23 protein-coding genes are annotated in these 20,100 nt (G+C 72.9%); 14 read left to right on the top strand and 9 right to left on the bottom strand.

Annotation, left to right across the window (positions count from 1 at the left end):
* Window positions 1-145: 145 nt before the first annotated feature.
* Genes DEI83_RS14820 through DEI83_RS14810 form a run of 3 tightly spaced genes read left to right on the top strand, consistent with a single transcriptional unit; the run spans window position 146 to window position 2,813 of the window.
* Complete coding sequence (locus tag DEI83_RS14820; RefSeq protein ID WP_111082702.1) at window positions 146-1,108, top strand: MetQ/NlpA family ABC transporter substrate-binding protein; 963 nt, start codon at window positions 146-148, stop codon at window positions 1,106-1,108.
* The gene (locus DEI83_RS14815; RefSeq protein ID WP_111082701.1) at window positions 1,108-2,145 is read left to right on the top strand and encodes a methionine ABC transporter ATP-binding protein; all 1,038 of its coding nucleotides are present in this window, start codon (window positions 1,108-1,110) and stop codon (window positions 2,143-2,145) included. Before DEI83_RS14820 ends, DEI83_RS14815 begins: the two co-directional genes overlap by 1 nt.
* Window positions 2,142-2,813 (top strand): methionine ABC transporter permease, encoded by a 672-nt coding sequence (locus tag DEI83_RS14810; RefSeq protein WP_111082700.1) that lies wholly within the window; start codon window positions 2,142-2,144, stop codon window positions 2,811-2,813. The genes DEI83_RS14815 and DEI83_RS14810 overlap by 4 nt, the downstream gene beginning before the upstream one ends.
* A 179-nt stretch (window positions 2,814-2,992) precedes the next feature.
* Here DEI83_RS14810 and DEI83_RS14805 read toward each other — a convergent pair whose 3' ends face one another.
* Window positions 2,993-3,769 (bottom strand): endonuclease/exonuclease/phosphatase family protein, encoded by a 777-nt coding sequence (locus tag DEI83_RS14805; protein ID WP_181431255.1) that lies wholly within the window; start codon window positions 3,767-3,769, stop codon window positions 2,993-2,995.
* 145 nt (window positions 3,770-3,914) lie between these two features.
* Window positions 3,915-5,342, bottom strand: coding sequence for an MFS transporter (locus DEI83_RS14800; RefSeq protein WP_111082699.1), 1,428 nt, complete (start codon window positions 5,340-5,342; stop codon window positions 3,915-3,917).
* A 99-nt stretch (window positions 5,343-5,441) separates the two neighbouring features.
* Here DEI83_RS14800 and DEI83_RS14795 point away from each other — a divergent pair, with 99 nt between their 5' ends.
* A complete protein-coding gene (locus DEI83_RS14795) occupies window positions 5,442-6,683 on the top strand; it encodes a hypothetical protein (protein WP_111082698.1) in 1,242 nt (413 codons plus the stop codon).
* Between the two features lie 70 nt (window positions 6,684-6,753).
* Here DEI83_RS14795 and DEI83_RS14790 read toward each other — a convergent pair whose 3' ends face one another.
* From DEI83_RS14790 to DEI83_RS14780, 3 genes are all read right to left on the bottom strand, one after another.
* Entirely contained in the window at window positions 6,754-7,245 is a 492-nt protein-coding gene (locus tag DEI83_RS14790; RefSeq protein WP_111051569.1) for a pyridoxamine 5'-phosphate oxidase family protein, read from the bottom strand.
* Between the two features lie 201 nt (window positions 7,246-7,446).
* Entirely contained in the window at window positions 7,447-8,070 is a 624-nt protein-coding gene (locus DEI83_RS14785; RefSeq protein ID WP_111082697.1) for a hypothetical protein, read from the bottom strand.
* A 110-nt stretch (window positions 8,071-8,180) separates the two neighbouring features.
* Window positions 8,181-9,290: an LLM class flavin-dependent oxidoreductase gene (locus tag DEI83_RS14780; protein ID WP_111082696.1), complete on the bottom strand. Its 1,110-nt coding sequence runs from the start codon at window positions 9,288-9,290 to the stop codon at window positions 8,181-8,183.
* A gap of 101 nt (window positions 9,291-9,391) precedes the next feature.
* On the opposite strand from DEI83_RS14780, the gene DEI83_RS14775 reads away from it, so the two are divergent.
* Window positions 9,392-10,309 (top strand): SDR family oxidoreductase, encoded by a 918-nt coding sequence (locus DEI83_RS14775; RefSeq protein WP_111082695.1) that lies wholly within the window; start codon window positions 9,392-9,394, stop codon window positions 10,307-10,309.
* On the opposite strand, the gene DEI83_RS14770 is transcribed toward DEI83_RS14775, so the two are convergent.
* Complete coding sequence (locus DEI83_RS14770; protein WP_111082694.1) at window positions 10,284-11,093, bottom strand: NRDE family protein; 810 nt, start codon at window positions 11,091-11,093, stop codon at window positions 10,284-10,286. The two genes, DEI83_RS14775 and DEI83_RS14770, sit on opposite strands and share 26 nt — an antisense overlap.
* 78 nt (window positions 11,094-11,171) lie before the next feature.
* Between DEI83_RS14770 and DEI83_RS14765 the strand changes: the two genes are divergently transcribed.
* From DEI83_RS14765 to DEI83_RS14730, 8 genes are all read left to right on the top strand, one after another.
* Complete coding sequence (locus DEI83_RS14765) at window positions 11,172-12,530, top strand: phosphopantothenate--cysteine ligase family flavoprotein (RefSeq protein ID WP_111082708.1); 1,359 nt, start codon at window positions 11,172-11,174, stop codon at window positions 12,528-12,530.
* A 162-nt stretch (window positions 12,531-12,692) separates the two neighbouring features.
* A complete protein-coding gene (locus DEI83_RS14760) occupies window positions 12,693-13,016 on the top strand; it encodes a hypothetical protein (RefSeq protein ID WP_309146599.1) in 324 nt (107 codons plus the stop codon).
* Window positions 13,013-13,837: a YqjF family protein gene (locus DEI83_RS14755; RefSeq protein ID WP_111082692.1), complete on the top strand. Its 825-nt coding sequence runs from the start codon at window positions 13,013-13,015 to the stop codon at window positions 13,835-13,837. Before DEI83_RS14760 ends, DEI83_RS14755 begins: the two co-directional genes overlap by 4 nt.
* Entirely contained in the window at window positions 13,834-14,268 is a 435-nt protein-coding gene (locus DEI83_RS14750) for a DUF1810 domain-containing protein (RefSeq protein ID WP_111082691.1), read from the top strand. Before DEI83_RS14755 ends, DEI83_RS14750 begins: the two co-directional genes overlap by 4 nt.
* Window positions 14,269-14,336: 68 nt before the next feature.
* Entirely contained in the window at window positions 14,337-14,987 is a 651-nt protein-coding gene (locus DEI83_RS14745; RefSeq protein WP_111082690.1) for a GntR family transcriptional regulator, read from the top strand.
* Window positions 14,988-15,173: 186 nt separating this feature from the next.
* Window positions 15,174-15,629 carry a MarR family winged helix-turn-helix transcriptional regulator gene (locus tag DEI83_RS14740; RefSeq protein WP_111082689.1) on the top strand — a complete coding sequence of 152 codons (456 nt, stop codon included), beginning with the start codon at window positions 15,174-15,176 and terminating at the stop codon, window positions 15,627-15,629.
* A gap of 366 nt (window positions 15,630-15,995) precedes the next feature.
* Window positions 15,996-16,871 carry a phospholipase gene (locus tag DEI83_RS14735; RefSeq protein WP_146243364.1) on the top strand — a complete coding sequence of 292 codons (876 nt, stop codon included), beginning with the start codon at window positions 15,996-15,998 and terminating at the stop codon, window positions 16,869-16,871.
* 140 nt (window positions 16,872-17,011) lie between these two features.
* Complete coding sequence (locus tag DEI83_RS14730; protein ID WP_111082687.1) at window positions 17,012-17,647, top strand: MOSC domain-containing protein; 636 nt, start codon at window positions 17,012-17,014, stop codon at window positions 17,645-17,647.
* 4 nt (window positions 17,648-17,651) lie between these two features.
* On the opposite strand, the gene DEI83_RS14725 is transcribed toward DEI83_RS14730, so the two are convergent.
* Entirely contained in the window at window positions 17,652-18,035 is a 384-nt protein-coding gene (locus DEI83_RS14725) for an MmcQ/YjbR family DNA-binding protein (RefSeq protein ID WP_111082707.1), read from the bottom strand.
* Window positions 18,036-18,178: 143 nt separating this feature from the next.
* Between DEI83_RS14725 and DEI83_RS14720 the strand changes: the two genes are divergently transcribed.
* Window positions 18,179-18,478, top strand: coding sequence for an excalibur calcium-binding domain-containing protein (locus DEI83_RS14720; RefSeq protein WP_258371242.1), 300 nt, complete (start codon window positions 18,179-18,181; stop codon window positions 18,476-18,478).
* A 21-nt stretch (window positions 18,479-18,499) separates the two neighbouring features.
* Here the strand turns inward: DEI83_RS14720 and epsC are convergent, their stop codons facing one another.
* Together epsC and cysK are read right to left on the bottom strand one after the other, a co-directional pair.
* On the bottom strand, window positions 18,500-19,084 hold the full coding sequence (epsC, locus tag DEI83_RS14715; RefSeq protein WP_258371241.1) for a serine O-acetyltransferase EpsC: 585 nt from the start codon (window positions 19,082-19,084) through the stop codon (window positions 18,500-18,502).
* Entirely contained in the window at window positions 19,081-20,019 is a 939-nt protein-coding gene (gene cysK / locus DEI83_RS14710; protein ID WP_111082685.1) for a cysteine synthase A, read from the bottom strand. Before cysK ends, epsC begins: the two co-directional genes overlap by 4 nt.
* Window positions 20,020-20,100 lie beyond the last annotated feature (81 nt).

Genomic DNA, 20,100 nt, shown 5'->3' with positions numbered 1-20,100 from the left:
TGGCGTAACGGCTGGAACTCAAATCCACCCCGCCGGCGCCCCCGTCCCCCCCGGGGTCGGCCCGCGTCACCCCGCTCCCCCCCCCCGCGACGGACCACACAGCACCGACCCTGCCACCAGGGCGACCCCTTCACGAGGAGCACCCATGACCGCCGCACCCGTCCTGCCCGACCGTCCGAAGCGCAAGCGCCCCATCGGGTGGATCGTGGCCGCTGCCGTCGTCGTCGTCGCGATCGTCGTCGCCCTCGTGGTGGTCGCCGTCCGCGGTGGCGGTCCCGGGCAGGCCGGCGCCGCCGGTGCCGGATCGGACCGGAAGGCCCAGACCGTCACCATCGGTGTCGCGGACGAGGCCCTGCCGTACTGGAAGACGTACACGGAGCTCGCGAAGGAGCGGTTGAACGTCACCGTCGACCTGACGAACTTCGCCGACTACTCGCTGCCGAACCCCGCCCTCAAGGACGGCCAGGTCGACATCAACCAGTTCCAGCACATCCAGTACCTGGCGAACTACAACGTCACCTCGGACGACGACCTGCAGCCGATCGGCTCCACCGCCGTCTACCCGCTCCCCCTGTACGCGACGAAGTACGACGACGTCGCCGACCTGCCCGAGGGCGCGAAGGTCGCGATCCCGAACGACGCCATCAACGAGGCACGTGCGCTCCTCGTCCTGCAGGCCGCGGAGCTGCTCGAGCTGGAGGACGGCGGCAGCGCCTTCTCCACCACGGACGACATCGAGTCGGCGAAGGTCGACGTGCAGCCGCTCGACGCCTCGCAGACCGCGAACGCCCTGCAGCAGGGCTCCGTGCAGGCCGCCGTGGTGAACAACAACTTCGCCACCGCTGCCGGGCTGCCCGCTTCGGACAAGGTCTTCACCGACGACCCGACCAGCTCCTCCGCCGCCCCGTACGTGAACGTCTTCGCGGTCCGCAACGAGGACAAGGCGAACGAGACGTACCTCGACCTCGCCGAGCTGTTCCAGGACGAGGCCGTGCAGGAGGCGTTCAAGCAGGACTACCCGGACGCGGTCTCGCGTGACCAGGACGCGGAGGAGCTGCAGGACGAGCTCGCCACCGTCGAGCAGGACGCGAAGGCGGCAGCGGAGTAGTGGCTGCGCTCGTCGAACTCCGCGGCGTCACCAAGAGCTACCGCCGCGCCGACACCGGAGAGACCGTCACCGCGGTCGAGGGTGTCGACCTCGACGTCCACCAGGGCGAGGTCCTCGGGGTGATCGGGTACTCCGGTGCCGGGAAGTCCACCCTCGTCCGGCTCGTCAACGCGCTCGAGCTGCCCACCTCCGGCACCGTCACGGTCGCCGGGCAGGAGCTGACCGCGATCCCCGAACGGGACCGGCGCACCGCCCGTCGCCGCATCGGGATGGTCTTCCAGCAGTTCAACCTGTTCCGCTCCCGCACCATCGCGGGCAACGTGGCCTACCCGCTCAAGGTCGCTGGCGTGCCGAAGGCCGAACGGGACCGCCGGGTCGCCGAACTGCTCGACTTCGTCGGGCTGCTCGACCGCGCACACGCCTACCCGGAGCAGTTGTCCGGCGGGCAGAAGCAGCGCGTCGGCATCGCCCGGGCGCTCGCCTCGAACCCCGAGCTGCTGCTCGCCGACGAGGCCACCAGCGCCCTCGACCCCGAGACCACGTCCGAGGTGCTCGCGCTGCTGCGTCGGGTCAACCGGGAGCTCGGGGTCACGATCATCGTCATCACGCACGAGATGGACGCCGTGCGCCGCATCGCCGATCGGGTCGCCGTGATGGAACAGGGCCGCGTGGTGGAGGTCGGGGACGTGTACGACGTGTTCTCCGCACCGACCACCGATGCCGCCCGGCGCTTCGTGCGCACCGCGCTGCACGACCGGCCCTCGGCCGAGACCGTCACGAGACTGCGGGAACGGCACCCCGGACGCCTCGTGTCGGTGCGGATCACCGACGAGACCGGACTGCAGGCACGCATCGACCAGGCGTTCCGCGACGCCGGCGTCACCGCAGAACTCGTCTTCGGCGGCGTCACCGAGATCCGGGAACGCCGGATCGGCTCGCTCACCTACGAGCTCGGCGGTTCCGACGCCGACGCCGACCGGGCCGTCACCGCGCTCCGGGCGAGCGGCATCACCGTCGACGAGGAGGCACGCGCATGAACAACTCGTTCCAGAGCGTCATCGACACCTTCGACGTGTTCCTCGCGGCGATCCGCGACACGATCGTCATGTCCCTCGTGTCGCTCGTCATCGCCGGCGTCATCGGGCTCGCCCTCGGCCTGCTGCTGTACGCCACCCGGCCGGGCAACCTGCTCGGCAACCGGACCGCGTACACGGTGGTCAACCTGGTCGTGAACCTCGTCCGGCCGATCCCGTTCGTGATCTTCCTGGCCGCCATCGCGCCGCTGTCCCGCGTGGTCGTGCAGACGACGATCGGCGTGCCCGCGGTGACGTTCGCGATCTCCCTGGCGGCGGCGTTCGCGGTGTCACGCATCGTCGAGCAGAACCTGCTGGCGGTCGACCCCGGCGTCGTCGAAGCGGCGAGGGCCTCCGGGGCGCACCCGGTGTCGATCCTGCTGACGGTGCTCATCCCGGAAGGGCTGGGTCCGCTCATCCTCGGGTACACGTTCATCTACATCGGCATCGTGGACATGACCGCCCAGGGCGCACTGGTCGGCGGTGGCGGCCTCGGCGAGTACGCCATCACCTACGGCTCGCAGCGCTACGACTGGTGGGTCGTCTACGTGTCGGTCGCGGCGATCGTCGTCATCGTGCAGCTCGGCCAGTTCATCGGCAACCGCCTGGCCCGAGCGACGCTCCGCCGCTGAGCCGGCCCGCCCGGGTTCCGGGATCCCGGTATCTCGCGCGCCGAGATGCCGGGATTCCGGCATCTCGGGCGGCGAGATGCCGGGATTTTCGGAACCGCGGCGGCACGCGCGCGGCAGGTCGTGCGACCTCGGCGGGCGCCGGACGGCAGCCGTCCCCGCGGCCGCCGACGTCGCGGCGCCTACGCCGCGGGCGTGTCCGCTGCAGCTCGGGCGTCCGCCGCGGCGGGCTCCTCGTAGTTCGCGCGGACCAGGATCGGCCGGTGGTCGGAGATGCCCGCGGGCAGGGTCTCGACGCCGGCGATGTGCAGCCCGACGCTCGTGGCGAAGTCGAAGTGCCCGGTGAACTTGCGGTAGCGCAGGTAGGTCGGCTGGTCCGAGAGCGACAGCGCGAAGCCGGACTCCTCGATCTTCCGGCGCAGGTTCGTCTGGAACCACGGGTAGTTGAAGTCGCCGACCATGATCGCCGGTGCCTCGCTCGACAGGTCACGGACGAAGTCGTGCGCGGCCTCGATCTGCTTGCGGCGCAGCGAGTTCGTGGCGGTGAGCGGCGAGGCGTGGAACGAGGCGACGATGACCTCGGCGTCGGCCTCCCGGTCGTACAGGTGCATCGCGATGAGACGCTCGTGCGCGGGCGAGAGGACCCGGTCGTGCAGGGACTTCTGCAGCGAGTGGATGCCGAGGTCGCGGACCTCGAAGCGGTCGTCCCGCTTGTAGATCGCCAGGCCGAGCCGGTTCCCCTGGGTCGACGCCGCGAGGGTGAGCCCGCCGACGGAGCTCGCGAGGTCGGTGCTGTCGCACTCCTGCACGCAGAGCACGTCGGCCTGCGACGACTCGGCGAGGGCGGCGAGCTCACCGTTCGCGGTGTGCTCGCGGAGGTTGTAGCTCACGACGCGCAGGGCTCTCTGCCGGACCTCGGTGGTGGAGTCGGTCGTTCCCTGTTCGTGTGGCGCGGCCATGCTGCCTTCCGTCCCGGGCCCTGATCGGCCCTCTCTCCTGCGGCGGTCACGGTACTCGGGCATCGCAGCAGGTTGCTGAGACTGTAGCGCGGTGCGGATCGCGGACACGTGACCTGGCGGTGGACGAACGGTGACGAGTCACGGCTCAGTTCCGCGTCGTCACCCGCACCCGCTGCGCCGGTCGCACGGTCTCCCCCGCGGTCCGGCTCATGAGCAGCCCCTCGACGCAGGCGACCCCCAGCAGGACCGCGATCACCGCGAACGCGACGGCGTACGGGGCGGTGCCGCCGAGTCCGTCACCCCCGAGCCCGGACGCTGCCCGGAGCACGACGGCGGCGACCGCCACACCGAACCCGGCCGCGGTCTGTTGCAGCGTCGAGGACAGCGTGTTGGCGGCCGTCATGTCCGGCTGCTCGACGTCGGCGAACGCGATGGTGTTGTACGCGGTGAAGCCGACCGAGCGAGCAGCTCCGCTGACGACGAGCAGCACCGCGAGCAGCCAGAACGGGGTGTCCGGGGTGAGGAACACCATCGCCACGACGGTCAGCGCCGCGACGGCCGACGACACCACGATGACCGGCCGGTACCCCCACCAGCGCAGGAACGGGGTCGTCGCGGGCTTGATGCCGAGGTTGCCGACGAAGACCCAGAGCACGGCCGACCCGGCCTCGAGGGCGCTCCAGCCCCACGCGTCCTGGAACAGCAGCGGCAGCACGAACGGCACCGCCGAGACGGCCAGGCGGAACAGGCTGCCACCGGCGTGGGACACCCGGAAGGTCTCGAGCCGGAACGCGTCGAGCCCCATGATCGGGTGCGGTGCCCGCAGGAAGTGCCGGATCGCGAGCCAGGTGCAGACCGCCCCGACGACCCCGGCGAGCACGGCCGGCACGAAGGGCACGGTCTCGAGGGCGAGCAGGGACGCCATGACGACGAGCGCCCCGAGCCCGAGGCAGGCCAGCAGCGACCCGAGCCAGTCGAACGGCACCCGCTCGGGGGCGCGCTCCTGCGGCACGAGCACGAGCGCCGCGACGACGGCGACCACCCCGAGCGGGATGTTGACGAGGAAGACCCAGTGCCACGACAGGGTGTCGACGAGCACGCCGCCCAGGAAGGGCGCGATGATCGGCGCCGCGAGCGCGGGCCAGGTGAGGATCGCGATGGCCGTGACGAGCTGGTCGCGACCCGCGCTCCGGAGCACCACGAGCCTCCCGACCGGGACCATGAGCGCGCCGCCGAGTCCCTGCAGGATCCGCCAGAGCGTGAGTTCGACGAGTCCGGTCGAGGCGGCGCAGAGCGCGGAGGCGACCGTGAAGAGCGCGATGGCGCTGACGAAGACGGTGCGGGAGCCGACCCGGTCGGTGATCCACCCGCTGACCGGGATGAACACGGCCAGCGTCACGAGGTAGGCGGTGATCGCGACGCCGACGGCCGCCGAGTCGACGCCCAGGTCGCGTCCCATCGCGGGGGCGGCCGTGGCGAGGATGGTCCCGTCCAGCAGCTCCATGAAGAAGGTGCCCGCCACGAGCACGGCGACCGCCGTGCTGCTCGTCCGTCGTGCCGTCGTCGTCGTCATCGCTTCGGATGCTAGTCCCGCCTCGTCCGGGTCCCCAGCGAGCAGCGACTACCGTGGAGCCGTGTCGTCTGCCGTACCCGACCTCTGCGGACCGCGCGCATGAGCCGCCTGGACGGGGTCCTCACCGGCTCGGTCGCCGCGGGCCGTCGCCGCGTGGTCGACACCGTCGTCAGCCTGCCGGTGTGGTCGGCGGTCCTGCTGCTCTGGACCGTCGGGCGTCTCGTGTCGACGATGTGGCTCATGGTGCTCTACCCGCTCGTCTCGCGGGTGCAGCCCGACAACGCCATCTGGGGCAACGACCACGGGTTCACGGCGTTCCTGACCTCGTGGGACGGCCAGTACTACGAGGCGATCTCGCTGCACGGGTACCCCTCGGTCCTGCCGCTCGACGACACCGGGCACGTCGCGCAGAACGCCTGGGCCTTCCTGCCCGCGTTCCCGTTCACCATCAGACTGCTGACGGTCTCGACCGGCCTGCCCTTCACGATCGGCGCCCCGGCCGTGGCGGTCGTCGCCGGGCTCGTCGCCACCTTCCTGCTGCACCGGCTCGTGCAGGAGCACGCCGGTGCCACCGCGGCGCTCTGGGCGGTCTTCTTCTTCACGTGCGGACCGCTGTCGTTCCTGCTGCAGGTCGGGTACGCCGAGACCGTGTTCCTCGCGCTGACCTTCGGCGCGCTGCTCGCGATCGAACGACGGCGGTACGGGCTGCTCACCGTGGTCGGGGTCGTCGCCGCGTTCACGCGCCCGGGTGCGCTCGCGATCCCGCTGACGCTCGGGGTGCTCGCCCTCGTCCGGTACCTCGCCGCGCGGCGGTCGGGAGCGCGGTCCCTCGACGAGTTCCCGGTCGCGGAGCGGGTGCGGGTCGTCGCGTCCGGGCTCGTGATGGCGGTGGCCGGGTCGGCGTGGCCCGTGATCGCGGCGTGGGCGACCGGTCGTCCGGACGCGTACCTGGCGACCGAGATGTCCTGGTGGGTGAACTTCATCGGCCGGGTGCACTTCGTCCCGTTGTCGCCGTGGTTCCTCACCACCGCGAAGTGGCTCGGCGTCGGCGGGGTGCTCCTCGTCGTGCTGCTGCTCGTGCTCTACCCACTGTGGTTGTCCCGCCGGTCGACCCGCCAGCTCGGACCCACGACGATCGTGTTCGCCGCCGGCTACGCGCTCTACGTGTTCGCGGTGTCGCTGCCGATGGCGTCCACACCCCGGCTGCTCATGCCCCTGGCGCCGCTGATGGGGTCGCCGGAACTGGTCGCGAAGCCGGCGCTCCGGTGGACACTCGTCTCCGGTGCCCTCGTGCTGCAGCCGGTGTTCGTCGCGCTCCTCTGGTTGCTCGGGCCGCCCTGACCGGTGAGCGGGCGTGCCGCGTGCCCGCGACCCAGCGTCCGGGCCGGCGGGGCCCGGACGCCCGGTCCGGCTAGACCTCGACGGTCCCGTGACTGCCGACGTCCGGCTGCGACTGGTGCCCCAGCGCTGCCTTGAGGGTCTGCACGAGGCTCCCCACGGGTCCGGTGTCCTGCGTCCAGTACTCGACCGACACCCCCTGCACGGTGAGCAGGCGGATCGACGGGTCGTCGCGGCCGTCCGGGAACCACGCCTCGGCGAACGGCGACCAGAGCTCGTCGACGACGGCCCGGTCCTCGGTGACGGTGGCCGTCCCGGCGATGGACAGGTAGCCGCCCTGCGATTCGATGGCGACGTTGACGTGCGGGTTCCGGGCGATGTCCTCGACCTTCTCGCTCCCGTCCTGCACGAGGAACCGCAGGGTCCCGTGGAACGACTTGTCCTGCACGGCGAGGGGCCTGGCGTGCAGCTGACCGTCCTCGCTCACCGTCGTGAGCAGGGCCGTGCGGGCCCCGTGGACGATGTCGGAGATGGCGGCACGGTGGTCGGTCTGGGTGTCGGTCATGATGCTCCTTTGCGTCGTGCACCCCGACCGCCGACGCGTCGGCCGGCGGGGCGCGAACCGTTCCGACCAGTGTGCCCCCGCTCACTGGACGCGCGCGAGGGGCACATGCCGGCCGAGGCTCGGCTGGACGGACGACCTGCGGCATCCGCACGACGCGTCCTGTCCGCCAGGACGAGTCTCGGCGCAGGACGGGCGGCCGGCTCAGCCGCGCTCGCGGATCGTGGTCTCGACGTCGACGACCTGCGGGATCCGCGGCAACGAGGCGAAGCCGAACTGCACGGGCGGGTCGAGCGGTGCGAGTTCGCCGAGCGACTCCCCCGCCCAGGTACCCCGGAGGCCGACGACGTCGTGCGCGCCGGTGACGCCGTAGTACTCGCGGCGGCCGCCCCCCGCGGTGCCGGCGGTCCCCGAGCCCGGCGCGACGAGCTTCGCCACGGGGTCGATCACGGTGAGCCAGCGGGGGTCGCGGGCGATGCGCTTCGGGACGATCCGGAGCACGCGCCCGAGCGGGGAGATGGTGCCGACGTCGACCGACGCGACGAGCGGGCCGGCGTCGAGTTCCAGGCCGCGGGCGGTCCGCCGGGCGCTGATGTCGACGACGGACACCGCGTCGAAGCGGTACGTGCCGGAGACGTAGGCAGCGACGATCTCGTCGGGTGCGAGGAGCACGCTCGAGCCGTCGGGCAGCTCGACGAACACGTCGGTGAAGGCGCCGAACGGGGAGGACTCCCACATGCCGACGACGAACCGGACGCCGGAGGTGCTCCCAGCGCCGAGGATCCGTCCGCGGAACCGTCGTTCGGTGGTCTCGTTGCGCGACGACATGCGCCAGACGGTACCCGCGTCGTCCCGGGAGCCGCCGGGCGGACGCGCACCGGGCCTCCCGGCCGCCGCCGCCGGGTCAGGCGGGGCAGCCGGCCGGGACGGAGGCCCGCTCAGGGGACGGGGACCGGCTCCGCCAGGAGTTCGCGGACGCGGGGGGCGACGCTGGTGCCGTACAGCTCGATCGAGCCCATCATGTCGGCGTGCGGCAGGCGTCCGGTCGCGTAACGCATGTCGAAGCGGGTGACCCCGAGGATCCGCATGTTCCGCGCGATCTTCCGCGCGACCGTCTCCGGCGACCCGACGTAGAGCGAGCCGCCCGCGGAGAGGCCGGCGCGGTAGCCGGCCTGGTCGAGGGGCGGCCAGCCGCGCTCCCGACCGAGCTGGTCGGTGACGGCCTTGTGGTACGGCCAGTAGCGCTCGGCTGCTTCCTCGTCGGTCTCGGCGACGAACCCGGGCGAGTGCATCGCGATCGGCTGCTGCGGGAGCTCGAGCTGGTCGAGGGCCTGCCGGTAGAGCCGGGCGTAGGGGGCGAACTGCGCGGGCTGCCCGCCGATGATGGCGAGGAACAGCGGCATGCCGTAGGACGCGGCGCGGATCACGGACTGGGGTGACCCGCCCACGCCGATCCAGGTCGGGATCGGGCCGTGCTCGAGCTTCGGGAAGACGTCCTGCTCGACGAGCGAGGCGCGCTTGGTGCCCTGCCAGGTGACGGTGTCCCCGCCGCGGAGGGCGCTCCAGAGCTGCAGCTTCTCCTCGAACAGCACCTCGTAGTCCTGCAGGTCGAAGCCGAACAGCGGGAAGGACTCGGTGAAGGACCCGCGACCGAGGATGACCTCGGCGCGGCCGTTCGACAGCGCGTCGACCGTCGCGAACCGCTCGTAGACGCGGACCGGGTCGTCCGAGGACAGCACCGTGACCGCGGAGCCCATCCGGATGCGTCCGGTGCGGGCGGCGATCGCTGCGAGGACGACCTCGGGCGCGCTCACGGAGTAGTCGGCGCGGTGGTGCTCACCCACGCCGATGAAGTCGATGCCGACCTGGTCGGCGAGGACGGCCTCGTCGAGGAGGTCGCGCAGGGTCGCGGCGTGGGACTGCACGCCCCCGTCGGTGGTCTCGGTGACGTCGCCGAAGGTGTCGAGGCCGAGCTGCACGGGGCCGACGCGGTCCGGTGCCGGGGGCGGGACGTCCGAGGGTCGACCGGTACCGAAGGCGTTGCTCATGGGACCCTCCCGGATCTCGCAGTCAATCAATGCGAACGCATGAAAACTAGCACGATCGGCCGGCGACCGCACCCCCAGCACCGCTGTGTACGGTCCACCCCATGGTGCAACCCTCGACCCTCCCCGACCAGACCGGCCGTCGCATCGTCGTCACCGGGTCCAACAGCGGCACCGGCAAGGAGACCGCACGTCGACTGGCGGGGGCCGGCGCGAGCGTCGTCATCGCGGTCCGCACGGTGTCGAAGGGCGAGGACGCCGCCGCCGAGATCCGCCGTGAGCACCCGGACGCCGACCTCGAGGTCCGCGAGCTCGACCTCGCCGACCTGTCGAGCGTGCACCGCTTCGCCGAGGGCATCGTCGCCGACGACCGGCCGCTCGACGTCCTGGTCAACAACGCCGGCGTGATGGCGCCCCGGGAGCGCTTCGAGACCGCCGACGGCTTCGAGCTGCAGTTCGGGACGAACCACCTCGGCCCGTTCGCACTCACGAACCTGCTCCTGCCGACCCTGCTGCGTGCCGAGGCACCTCGGGTGGCGACGATGTCGAGCATCGCCGCCGTGCCCGGCAAGATCCACTTCGGCGACCTGCAGTGGCAGACCGGCTACCAGCCGTGGCTCGCGTACGCCCAGTCGAAGCTCGCCGACCTGCTCCTCGGGCTGCACCTGCACCAGGTCGCCGTCACCCGCGACTGGCACCTGTCGTCCACGATCGCCCACCCCGGCTACACCCGGACGAACCTGCAGTCCGCCGGGCGGTCACTCGGCCGGGACCGCCCGGTGCAGTCGAGCGACCGCGCGCTGCCGTTCACGCAGGACGTCGAGCAGGGCACGGAGCCGCTCCTCTACGCGGCGGTCGGTCGGAACGCCGCCTCGGGGGCCTACTACGGCCCGGCCGGGGCCTTCGGACTCACGGGCCCGACGACGCTCGCGTCGGTCCCCCGCTCGGCGCGCGGCGTCGACCTGGCCCGGTCGCTGTGGGCCGTGGCCGAGGACCTCACCGGGACCCGGCTGCCGGACTGACGTCCACCGGCGACACCGCACGCAGGACACCGGGCTCCGCGAGCCGGGTGTGCTGCAGGACCGTCCGGTCCGAACCGATCGCGGCGGCGACGATCGAGAGCGTCGCGAAGTGCCCCTCCGGCTCCACGGTGTCACGCAGGATCGCGTCACGGTCGTCGGGGGTCAGCGCGGTCGACGCGTGCAGCACCCGGAACCAGGGCCCCCAGCCGTCGGTGTCGTCCCCACCGGCAGCGACGACACGGAGCTCGTCGGACGGTGTCGTGCCGGCCGGACCGGTCGGAGCCGGCACCGCACGGAAGACGTCGAGCCACCGACCGACCCGCGGGGCGGCCGGATCGTCGGGTTCGCCGTGCGTGACCATGTGCACACCCGGCCCGAGCGCCGTCGTCCGGACGGCGGTCCCGTCCCACGTGACGACCTCGGCCCCGTCAGCGGTGGCGCGGACCAGGTTGAACGCCCGACTCGTCGGCCGCGCGCCGTCCGCGCCCGGCATCGCGTCGTCCACCACCGCGTCGAGCGGCAGCGTGCCGCGGGTGGTCCAGGAGCCGTCCAGCCCGGGGGTCTCCTCCCACCGGTTGAGCACGACCGCCAGGCCGTTCCGGTCCGAGGCCGCGAGCCACGCGCCGCCCGCCTGCTGGTCCCGGACACCGACGACGCCGGGGTCACGGTCCGGCCACCACGCCGCCGGCGGGTCCCACGGGCGGTCCGGCGACTCGTCCCGCAGCGCGAGCAGGGTGACGGGCCACTCGGCGCCGGGATCGACGCGGACGACGACGGTGCACATGGAGCCGATCCTGCCACCCGCCACCGGCACACCCGCGCGGACGAGGCAGGTCCGGCCGGCCCGGGTAGCGTGAGCGCCGTGAACGACGTAGCCCCGCAGACCGTCCGTCCCCGCACCGTCGTCGTCGGCATCACCGGCGGCATCGCCGCCTACAAGGCCGTCGGCGTCGTCCGCGACCTCGTCAAGCGCGGCCACGACGTGCACGTGGTGCCGACCGAGGGCGCCCTCCGTTTCGTCGGGCTCCCCACCCTGGAGGCCCTCAGCCGCAACCCCGTCTCCACCAGCGTGTGGGACGACGTCGCCGAGGTCCGGCACGTCGCCCTCGGCCGCCGCGCCGACCTCGTCGTGATCGCCCCCGCCACCGCGGACAGCCTCGCCAAGATGGCCGCCGGACTCGCGGGCGACCTGCTCGGGACGACGCTCCTCGCCACCGAGGCACCGGTCGTCGTCGCCCCGGCCATGCACCCGCAGATGTGGGAGCACCCCGCCACGCGGGCCAACCTCGCGACCCTGCGGTCCAGGGGCGTGCACGTCGTCGGTCCCGTCGTCGGTGCGCTCACCGGCGACGACGCCGGGATCGGGCGGATGTCCGAGCCCGAGGACATCGTGCGCGCCGCCCTCGCCGTGCTCGACGAGACGGAGCGCACGGCGACGGCGGCAAGCACGGACACGCACGGCGGTGCCGACACGGCGCGCTCCGCGGCGGGGGCGACCGACGCTGCGGGTGCTGCCCCGAGCCTCCACACCGGTGCCCGCGGCGAGCAGGGCGACCTGGCCGGCGTCCGCGTCGTCGTCAGTGCGGGCGGGACCCGTGAACCCCTCGACCCGGTCCGCTTCGTCGGCAACCGGTCGAGTGGCCGGCAGGGCGTCGCGCTCGCCGCCGAAGCCGCACGCCGGGGTGCCGAGGTCACCCTCGTCGCGGCGAACACCGACCCAGGTCTCACCGCGGACCTGCCGGTCGAGGTCGTCCGTGTGGGGTCCGCGCAGGAACTCGCCGCCGCGATGCACGCCGCCGCCGGCGAGGCCGACGTCCTGGTGATGACCGCCGCCGTCGCCGACTACCGCCCCGCCGAGGTGCTCGAGTCGAAGCTCAAGAAGGAGCAGCAGGGCGACCGGATGACGCTCGAGCTCGTGAAGAACCCGGACGTGCTCGCGGAACTCGTCGCCGCCCGTCGGGTCGGACAGGTCATCGTGGGCTTCGCCGCCGAGACCGAACCGGACCGGGCGGCGCGCATCGAGCTCGGCCGCGCCAAGATCGCCCGGAAACCGGCCGACCTGCTCGTGGTGAACCACGTCGGGTGGTCCCACGGGTTCGAACGCGAGGAGAACGCCATCGAGGTCCTGGTGCCCGGCGGGGAGGTCGTGCGTGAGACCTCCGGGTCCAAGGCCCACGTGGCGAGGGCCGTCCTCGACCTGGTCGCGACCGCGCTGACCTGAGCGCGGACGCTCGCTCCGTGGACCGGGTGTGACGGCTGACACCGAGCTGGGCGCGTGCGGGGGCGCGGCGGGCACGATGGAACGATGCGACGGCGGACCAGACGTGCACGACGAGCGACGAGGACCGCCGGTGCCCTCGCCCTCCTCCTCGGTGGTGCGGGCGTGACCCACTTCCTCCGGCCCCGCGGCTACGACCGCATCGTGCCGGACGCCCTGCCGCCCCGGACGACGACCCTGGCGTCCGGTGTCGCCGAACTCGGCATCGCCGCCGGGCTGCTCGTCCCGGCGACCCGTCGCGGCGCCGGGTGGGCCGCGGCCGCCCTGTTCCTCGCCGTCTTCCCCGCGAACTGCAAGATGGCGGCCGACCTGCTCGAGAGCCCCCGGTCGAGCCGGGCGGGTCGCCTCGTCGCCGTCCTCCGTCTGCCACTGCAGGTGCCGCTCGTCGTCTGGGCCGTCCGCGTCGCGCGGCACGCGCCGCGCCGATGAGCGACGCCGAGGCGACGCCACCGCCCGGACCGGGAGCGCCGCGGACCCGGGCCGCCGTGCCGCTGCGTCACCGCCCGGTGACCGTGCACGCCTGGGACGACATCGTGTTCGCGCACTGGCGCTGCGAACCGGAGACGCTCGCCCGCCTGGTCCCCCGCGGCACCCGCCCGGACATCGTGGACGGCAGCGCCTGGGTCGGCCTCGTCGCGTACGTCTTCCGCGAGACCCGCGTCCCCCCGTTCCCGCCGTCGACCCGCCTCGGCTCGATGACCGAGGTCACGATCGAGGTCCTCACCGTCGACGACGCCGGGCGCCGCGGCATCGCCTACCTCACCGTGGACACCCCGAACGTGCCCGCGATCGTCGCCGCGCACGCCCTGCTCGGCGTGCCGTACACGTTCGCGTGGGCCCGGTCGCGACGACGCGGCGAGACCGTGAGCCACCGGTCCGTCCGGCGCCCCGGTCGCGTCCGGCACCCGATCCGCGCGGTCCGCCAGGCTCGGAGGGCTGGTCGGACGCCAGGCTCGTCCGGCGCCCGGCACGCGGCCTCGGTCCGCGCCGTGGCCGGGAAGGTCGACACCTCGCCCCTGGCCGCCGACCTCACCACCCGCGCGGGCATCCACGCGAGGCTCCTGGCGCAGACGCTGTTCTGGCAGCGCCAGCACCCGCCGCTGACGGTCCGGTCCGCGCGGCTCGAACGGCTCGAGGGCGACCTGCCCGAGGTGGTCGGTCTGCCGGGACTGTTCGACCGCTCCCCGGACTCCGTGCTCGTGGTCGACGGCACCACGGTCCGCTACGCCTGGGGGGACGTGGTCAGATGACCGGCGACGACCCGTTCGACCTCGGCCGGTTCGTGTCGGCGCAACAGGGTGTGCACGACACCGCGCTCGCCGAGCTCCGGGCCGGGCGGAAGCGCACGCACTGGATGTGGTTCGTCCTGCCCCAGGTCGCCGGGCTCGGGCGGAGCGCCACGGCGCAGCACTACGCGGTCACGGGGCTCCCCGAGGCCCGCGCGTACCTCGCGCACCCGGTGCTCGGACCTCGGCTCCGCGACGCCGCCGCCACCGTCCTCGACGCGCCGGCGCGCTCCGCCGAGGACCTGTTCGGCGGCATCGACGCCGTGAAGGCCAGGTCCTCGATGACCCTGTTCGCCCGCGCGGCGGACGACTCGGCACCGTTCCGGGCGGTCCTCGACCGGTGGTTCGCCGGCGACGAGGACCCGGAGACACTCCGCCTGCTCGGCCTCGACTGACGGCATCCGTCCGGTACCACATCAGGTACGGTGAGCGGGAACGCGTCACGAATCCGGAAGGTCCTCGCATGCCGGTCCCCAGCACCGCCCCGACCGAGCACAAGCTGCTCCGCGACACCGTCCGGCAGAAGATCCACGAGGCGATCATGGACGGGACGCTCGAGCCCGGGGAACGACTGAACGACGACGAGCTCATCGCCTGGCTCGGCGTCTCGCGCACGCCGATCCGCGAAGCCCTCAGTCAGCTCGCCCGCGCCGGGCTCATCGAGATGGCACCCAACCGGTACACCCGGGTGACGACCCCGGACCCGGCGGAGGTCGTCGAGGCCATGCAGACGCTCGGCGTGCTGTTCGGCGGCGTCGTGCGTCTGGCGGTCCCCCGACTGTCCGCGGCGGCGCGCAAGCGGATCCTGACGGCGCTCGACAAGACCATCGCCGAACTCGACGCGCACGACGTCCCGGCCGTGAACCGCGACGCCCTCGGCGTGTTCGCCCTGTACGTGGCCGAGTGCGGCAACGAGAACCTGCAGCGCGTCTGTCAGGACACCATGGACGGACTCGCCTTCCGCCTGCGCCTGCCGGACCTCGACCAGCTCATCGACTGGGACCGGATGACCGAGGACTTCCGGCGCCTCCGGGCCGCCACGGCCGACGGCGACAACGTCGCCGCCGAGCTCGCGACGGAGGCCATCCACATGCTCCCCGGCGAGAAGCGCTGACCCGGTCCGCCGCGTTCGCCTGAACGTCCGTACAGGAAAGTGCTCGATCCGGTCCGTCGAGGCGAGCGGGCCCGCCCACGGTCCGCTCCGGACGCCGCGGCCGGCCGTGCTCCTGTCCCCCGTTCGACCCGGTCCCCGCGACCGCTACGATCGAGCACACCACCCGACCGACCCCGCGGAGCAGCCATGACCGACCTCGACCCGGACCGCACCGAGGTCGCCGCACGACTCGCCGCAGCCGTCGGTCGGATCAACCGGCGGGCGCGCACCGACTCGGCGTCCCTCGGGTACGGGATCGTGTCCGCGCTCGCCTCGATCGTGCAGCACGGACCCCTGCGGCCCGGCGACCTGTCGCGGATCGAGGTGGTCACGAAGCCGACCATGACCCGCATCCTCACCGAGCTCGAGCAGCGCGGGTTCATCGAGCGCGAAGCCGACCCCCGCGACGGCCGGGCCTTCATGGTGAGCGCGACCCCGGCCGGGGAGGACGCCGTCGACGCGGCCCGGTCGGAACGCACCGGCATCGTCGCCGGCCTCATCGCGGAGCTGTCCCCCGACGACGTCGCCGCGATCGCCCAGGCCCTCGACGCCCTGGAGCGCGTCGCGCAGAGCCCGACCGCCCGCGCGACCACCGCCTCCTGACCGTCACCGGGTCGTTACCGAACCGTTACCGCCCCGACGACCGTGTCCCTGGGCACCGTTGCTGACGGTGCGTCCAGGATGACGGGTCATCGTGGCCGCTTCGCCCCGCGAGTGACCCAGCGTCACCGTGCCGAGGCGGAACGGACGGGCCCCCACACCACCGTCCGGTCCTCCCCCGGCTCGCGGGTCCACGCGACGACGCGGACGGCAGGGTCCCCACCCCGGCCGTCTCCCGGTGCCACCGACCGTCCCTGCGACCCTCGGCTGCACCGGTGTCCGGCGTGCGCTCCACCCGCGCACCACCGACCGGACGCCCACCGTCGTCGACGAGGGCCCGCACCACGAGCCGGCCGACCCCCGGAAACCATGACCCGACCCACTCCCCGCACCAGCACCCCCGCGCCCGGCACCCGGCGCGCAGCCCTCGACACCCCGTCCCGTCGCATGCGTCGGACCCTCCGCAAGCACGGCGTCCTCCTCGCCGGCGGTGCGGCGGTCGTCGCGATCGCCGGCGGCGCCCTCACCGTGACGCAGCCGGCGCTCGGCGAAGCGCTCGGTGTCCCCAGCGCCTCCGCGACCCCCGGCCTGTCCGGCACCGACCTCGACCGGGCTCAGGCCGCCGCGACGATCGCCACCGCACGCTCCGTCGTGCAGGACGCCAACGCCAGCACCGACACCGCCAGGCTCGAGCAGCACATCGCCTCGCTGGCGGACTACGGCTCGTTGTCCGGTGCCGCGCTGACCGAGCGGATCGCCGCGACCGTCGACACCGCCCAGCACGTCGCGCAGGCGAGTGCCGACCGAGACCACCAGGACGCCGTCGAGCGGGCTGCCGCAGCGGAACGGGCGTCCGACCGGGCTGCCGCGGCCGCGGCAGCCGCCGAACGGGCCGCCGTGGAACGAGCCGCCGCCGAGGCCCAGGCCCGGGCCAACACCCCGGCCGGCGCCAAGACGCTCGCTGCGTCGATGGCCGCGTCCCGGTTCGGCTGGGGCGCCGACCAGTTCCAGTGCCTCGACAGCCTGTGGACCAAGGAGTCCGGCTGGGACTACCAGGCGGTCAACCCGAACGGCGGCGCGACCGGCATCCCGCAGGCGCTCCCCGGATCGAAGATGGCCACGGTCGCCGCCGACTGGCAGACGAACGCCATGACCCAGATCACCTGGGGCCTGCAGTACATCGACGCGTCCTACGGCACCCCGTGCAGTGCGTGGTCGCACTCGCAGGCGGTCAACTGGTACTGACCCGTACCGGACCGGGGTGAGCCGACGCGACGGGCCGGTGGCGGGCCTCCCGGCAACAGGGAGCGACCGTCACGCCCGATCCGTGTCGTCCGGCCCCTTCCCAGCTGCGGCACGGGCCCGACGTACGGCAGGCTGGTCCCATGTCCGTCGTCACCGCCGTCTGCCGCGTCGACCACCTGCGCCCGGACTCCGGCACGATCGGCGTCACCGCGATCGACAAGCGTCCCGTCGCCGGCGCGGTCCGCGTCCGTCCCCTCGGGCTGTACGCCGACGTGCAGGCGGACCGGAAGCACCACGGCGGCGAGGACCAGGCCGTCTACGTCTACGCCGACGAGGACGCCGCGTACTTCGCCGAGCAGCTCGACCGGCCAGTCCCGCCCGGGCTCTTCGGCGAGAACCTCCGCACCACCGGCATCGACGTCACCGGGCTCGTGCTCGGCGAGCGCTGGCGGATCGGTGCGACCCTCGAGCTCGAGGTGACGATCCCACGGACGCCCTGCGGGACCTTCGCGCGCCGCATGGGGATCGACCGGTGGGTCAAGCGCTTCGCGGAGGAAGGCCGTCCCGGCGCCTACTTCCGCGTCCGTCGTTCCGGGTCGGTGGCCGCGGGTGACGCCGTGACGGTCCTCGAGCGCCCTGAGCACGGTGTCACGATCGGGCAGATGGCCGCGGGGCTCACGGCGGAGCAGGCGAGAGCGGTGCTCGCCTCTGGCGACCGGCTCGCGCCGAAGGTCGTCCGGGAGGCCCAGCTCGCGCTCCGGCGCGCTGCCGTCTGACCGCTCAGGGCTGCTGCGCGCCCCGCGTCGGATCGAGTGGGCGCCGGGCACGGGGCAGGCCCGCGACGACGAGGTCCCAGGAGTTCGCGACGAGGTCCTCGACCATCGCCTCGTCGAGCCCGGGACCCGGCGAGAGCGTGATCCAGTGCCGTTTGTCCATGTGCCAGCCCGGGGAGACCTCGGCGAAGTCCCGGACGAGCGCGGCACCGTGCGGAGGAGCGCACTTGAGGTTCACGATGGCGACACCGCGGAGGTCGGCCGTCATCGCGAACATCCTGTCGACGACCTTGTACACGTCGGTGTCCGCTCCGAAGGGCTGCGTCTCGGTCACCGCCGGGAGGGCCATGGCGGTCCGAGCGGCGATCCGGTGCAGGGTGCTGCCGTCCATGCGCCCCATGATGCCCGGCACCGGGGACAGCGGCGTGGCCCCGGGACGATGCACCTCGTTCGGGGGCTGAAGGAAGCTCATGGACCGCAGTACCCTCGCCATGCCGAGCGTGCCCGACGTCGCCATCGTCCCTGGAGGAACCCGTGAAGACCATCCGCACCCTCGGCGTCACCACCCTCGCGCTCGCGCTCACCCTCGGCGGTGTCGTCGGCACCGCCACCAGCGCCTCCGCCGCGCCGAAGACCTACGCCAACTGCACGGCCGTCAACAAGGTGTACTCGGGCGGCATCGCCAAGAAGTCCGTCACGAAGAACAAGGTGACCTCCGCCGGCAAGACGTCGTACCGAGCGCTCAAGGGCACCGTGAAGAAGGACGACGCGCTCTACAACGCGAACAAGAAGATGGACCGCGACGCCGACGGGATCGCCTGCGAGAAGAGCTGAGGCTCGGAGGTGCCGCGAGCGTCAGAGCTCAGGCACACCCTCGCCGCCCGACCGCGGCCGCGCCGTCCCGGCGACCCCCGTCACGACGGAGGCCGCCGGGACGTCCTTCGTCACGACCGTGCCCGCACCGACGACGGAGTCGTCGCCGACGGTGATCCCGCCGATGAGCGCCGAACCGGCGCCGAGGACGACCCGGTCGCCCACCGTCGGGTGCCGCTTGGAACCCGGCCCCGGGCCTCCGCCGCGACCGCCGAGCGTCACGCCGTGGAAGACGAGGACGTCGTCGCCGATGACGGCGGTCTCGCCGATGACCACACCCATGCCGTGGTCGATGAAGAACCGACGACCGATCCGGGCGCCGGGGTGGATCTCGATCCCCGTCACCGTGCGCGTGGCCTGTGCCAGGATGCGGGCAGCGGTTCGCGCGCCGGGCAACGCACGGGCGTGCCACAGGCGGTGCGCGACGCGGTGCGACCAGATCGCGTGCAGGCCCGAGTAGACGATCGCGTTCTCGAGGTCCCCGCGCGCAGCGGGGTCACCGCGACGTGCGGCGGCCAGGTCCTCCCGGACGGTCCGCAGCACGCCGCGGCGTGGAGCCGTCGTCACGCAGTGAGCCCCTCGAAGAGCACCGTGGACAGGTAGCGCTCCCCCGTGTCGCAGACGATCGCGACGATCCGCTTGCCCGCGTTCTCGGGGCGGGCTGCTACCTGCAGCGCCGCGTGGATGATCGCGCCCGAGGAGATGCCGGACAGGATGCCCTCTTCCGTCGCGAGCGCACGGGCGACCCGGAGCGCGTCGTCGAGCTCGACGTCGATGACCTCGTCGATGACCGAGCGGTCGAGGACCTCCGGGACGAAGTTCGCCCCGATGCCCGCGATCTTGTGCGGACCGGCGGTCCCCTTCGTGAGGAGGGGCGAGTCCGCGGGCTCCACGGCGACGATCTGCACGCCGGGCACACGCTCCTTGAGCACCTGGCCGACACCGGTGATGGTCCCGCCGGTGCCGACACCCGCGACGAACACGTCGACGTGCTCCTCGGTGTCGCGGAGGATCTCCTGCGCGGTGGTCCTGCGGTGGATGGCGGCGTTGGCCGTCGTCTCGAACTGGTGGGCGAGGATCGCGCCCGGAGTCTCGTCGACGATCTGTCCGGCCCGGGCAACGGCGCCCTTCATGCCCTCGGAACCCGGCGTCAGCACGATCTCGGCACCGTAGGCACGCATCACCGCGCGGCGCTCGACACTCATGGTCTCGGGCATCGTCACGATGACCCGGTACCCACGGGCCGCGCCCACGAGGGCCAGTGCGATGCCGGTGTTGCCGGACGAACCCTCGACGATGGTGCCGCCGGGCTTCAGGTCGCCGGACTCCTCGGCCGCGTCGATGATGGCGACGCCGAGTCGGTCCTTCACGCTCGCGCCGGGGTTGTAGAACTCGAGCTTGGCGAGGACCTCGGCCCCGCCCTCCTGCGGCAGTCGGTTCAGCCGCACGAGGGGCGTGTTGCCGAAGGCCTGCGTGATGTCGTCGTAGATGGTGCCGGTCATCGGGTGCGTCCTCACGTCGGTCCCATTGCCCCCATCCCAGGAGGCTCGGTGTCCGGCCCGATCCTACCGAGCGGATCCCGG

This window comes from Curtobacterium sp. MCBD17_021 (assembly GCF_003234525.1).
In the GTDB taxonomy this organism is placed as follows: Bacteria; Actinomycetota; Actinomycetes; order Actinomycetales; family Microbacteriaceae; genus Curtobacterium.
Note: the sequence above shows the minus strand (reverse complement) of the source record. Positions and strands in the feature narration are given on the sequence as shown.